Source organism: Streptococcus sciuri, from assembly GCF_024814375.1.
Lineage (GTDB): Bacteria > Bacillota > Bacilli > Lactobacillales > Streptococcaceae > Streptococcus > Streptococcus sciuri.
Window position 1 is genome coordinate 1 of sequence record NZ_JANUXX010000016.1, and the last position, 2,865, is coordinate 2,865.

Annotated in this window: 2 protein-coding genes and 2 pseudogenes; 1 reads left to right on the forward strand and 3 read right to left on the reverse strand. The window is 36.9% G+C overall.

From position 1 onward, the window contains the following. The 3 genes and pseudogenes from NXS10_RS08505 to NXS10_RS08515 all read right to left on the reverse strand — a co-directional run. Positions 1-596, reverse strand: a 596-nt coding sequence (locus NXS10_RS08505) for a restriction endonuclease subunit S (RefSeq protein WP_259139437.1), incomplete at its 3' end; no start/stop codon positions are given. A 35-nt stretch (positions 597-631) separates the two neighbouring features. Continuing rightward, positions 632-892 (reverse strand): annotated as a pseudogene (locus NXS10_RS08510) (virulence RhuM family protein); the annotation flags it as partial. After that, on the reverse strand, positions 892-2,439 hold the full coding sequence (locus tag NXS10_RS08515) for a type I restriction-modification system subunit M (protein WP_259139439.1): 1,548 nt from the start codon (positions 2,437-2,439) through the stop codon (positions 892-894). The gene NXS10_RS08515 and the pseudogene NXS10_RS08510, both read right to left, overlap by 1 nt. A 301-nt stretch (positions 2,440-2,740) precedes the next feature. Here NXS10_RS08515 and NXS10_RS08520 point away from each other — a divergent pair. Then, positions 2,741-2,865: pseudogene (locus NXS10_RS08520) on the forward strand (class II fructose-bisphosphate aldolase); the annotation flags it as partial.

Below are 2,865 nucleotides of genomic sequence, written 5' to 3' on the forward strand. Positions count from 1 at the left end.
TATTGCTTTTTACGGAACGTAAGTTCCGCCGTAAGTTCCGCCGTAAGTTCCGTAACATATTCTGTGAATTTGTCAAGTATTTTGACGATTTCTTTTTGGATTTCAAGAGGGGGAAGGGGGATTTTAACCTTTCTGAACCCTGTCATGTCAACAGACGCAAAACTAGACAGTGAAACATTATGTTTACACCATTCATCTAAAAGAAAACAGTAGTAATACATAAATTTCATATTAACATTATCTTCTAAGTTTTCTTTGAGAGTTAATACTGTAAATCTTTGATTGGATAAGAACGGCACTGTTATCAGAGCATGTTCCCCTATAGTTGCTGATGTGGCAACTATTATAGAATTTTCCTTAAATAGTTTCCCTCCTTTAACAGCAGTTTGTGAAACGTATTGTATAGATTTATCTAAAATTCTACCGTTCTCTCTTATATCTTCCATTCTAAACCACGGAACTGTTCCATTTTCCCAAAATTCAGATTTTGATTTCGATGGTGTATATCCATTTTTTGTATCAAACACTTCCCCCAACGTCTTCCACTCTACACCATTAGGACAGAGATCCTTTAGCAATTCTTCGATTTTAGTCATTGATTTTCCCTCCTTTCTTTGCGATTTCTTCAATGCTCTAGATTGTAGTAAGCTAGTTGTCGTTGGATGCTTCTACCACCTTCATTTTGAACTGTCAACTTATAGTTGACAGTTGCCTCCTTAGTTAGCTCTCCATCATCAAAAATCGCCTTGATGTGCTTACTGATGTTCTGCTTTGAGGTTTGAAATAATTCTGCAAGTTCGGTCTGCGTTAGCCATACTGTACCATTATCTAAATGCAATTCAATTTTGGCTTTACCATCGTCTGTATTGTAGATAATCACATGATTGCTCATCAACTCAATTCCTCCACAATGGCATCAATCTCTGCCCGCAATTGGTCGATTTTTTTGACGGTTTCTGCAATTTCTTTATTTAGCACACCAATATCTATTTTCTCTCTGGTATCTTCTTTTTCCACATAAGTCGATACAGACAGATTATAGTCGTTGTCTACAATTTTTTCATAAGGTGTCCGTGATACAAAGTATTCTTTCTCTTCACCTGCCAAAAAGCCATCCAAAATGGTTTGGATATTTTTTTCCGTTAATAGATTGTTATTGGTTTCTTTCTTAAATTCCTTACTTGCATCAATAAAGAGAACATCTGTACTAGTCTTACTTTTAGCGAGTATGAGGATACAAGTGGCAATAGACGTCCCAAAGAAAAGATTATCTGGCAATTGAATGACAGCTTCCACAAAGTTATTATCCACCAGATACTTACGAATTTTTTGCTCGGCTCCACCACGGTAAAAAATACCAGGAAAAGTCACAATAGCTGCCCGTCCCTTGCTTGAAAGATAAGACAGACTATGCATAATAAAAGCAAAATCAGCTTTTGACTTTGGCGCCAATACCCCTGCTGGAGCAAAACGATCATCGTTAATCAAAATTGGATCATCTTTTCCAATCCATTTGATAGAATAAGGAGGATTTGAGACAATCGCATCAAAAGGCTTATCATTCCCATGCTTTGGATCTAGTAAAGTATTCCCACGCTCAATACTGAACTTATCATAATTGATATTATGAAGAAACATATTCATCCGTGCCAAGTTATAGGTCGTCATATTAATTTCCTGCCCATAAAAGCCATCTTCAATGATATGTTCGTCAAACTGTTTCTTAGCTTGGAGAAGAAGAGAGCCCGAACCACAGGCTGGATCGTAGATCTTGTTTATTTTATTCTTCTCATCTTTGCCTAGCATAACAATTTTAGCTAAGAGCCTAGAAACACTTTGTGGTGTGAAAAATTCACCACCAGATTTCCCAGCATTTGAGGCATAATTTGAAATCAAAAATTCATAGGCATCTCCAAAAAGATCAATATGATTATCCTCAAAATTTCCAAAATCTAAGCTAGCAATCCCTTCCAGAATATCTGCCAAACGTTGATTCCTCTCAAGAACCGTACTGCCCAAGCGATTACTCCTGGTATCAACATCATCAAAAAGTCCCTTGATATCACTCTCACTGGCATAGCCGACCGCACTCGCTTCAATGGCATCAAAAATTTCTTTCAGTTCAGTGTTCAAATTCTCATTAGTAGGTGCCGTTTTAACGACATTAGAAAATAACTGAGCTGGCATGATGAAATAACCTTTGGTCTTGATAGCATTATCTTTAATCTCTGGCGTGATCAACTCTTCTGGCACTTCCTCGTAGTTGATAGACTCATCACCACCCTCGATATAAGTCTTGAAATTTTCACTGATAAAACGGTAAAAAAGAATTCCTAAGACATATTGCTTAAAATCCCAACCATCCACCGCACCACGGACATTGTCTGCAATAGCCCAAATGTTACGGTGAAGTTCCTGTCTTTGTGCTTGTTCTGACATTTTGGTACTCCTCGTTCTATTTAATACTTTCATTGTATCAGATTTTTAAACCCATTAAAATACTTTTCTAGCTACAATTATCAGATATACAAAAAACACTCCAAATGACGGACCATGTAAAACGGTCATTCTTTCGAATTACCATTTTGAAATCTAGTTAGGTATTGCTTATTTCAACAGTTTTACCTATTCTTATCTCATATGAACTCCAATTAATACAAAGTTAGTTGAACGTACTGGCTTGACTGATGTTCGTTTTTTGGGTCAAAAGGAGTTTTTACGGCAATCATCGTCTCATTTTGTCTTACACGGAGGTTCTGGTATACCAGACGATCAAATTCAAGCAGCTATTAAACTTGGTGTTGCTAAGGTTAACGTCAATACAGAGTGCCAAATTGCATTTGCCAACGCTACACGTCAATTTGT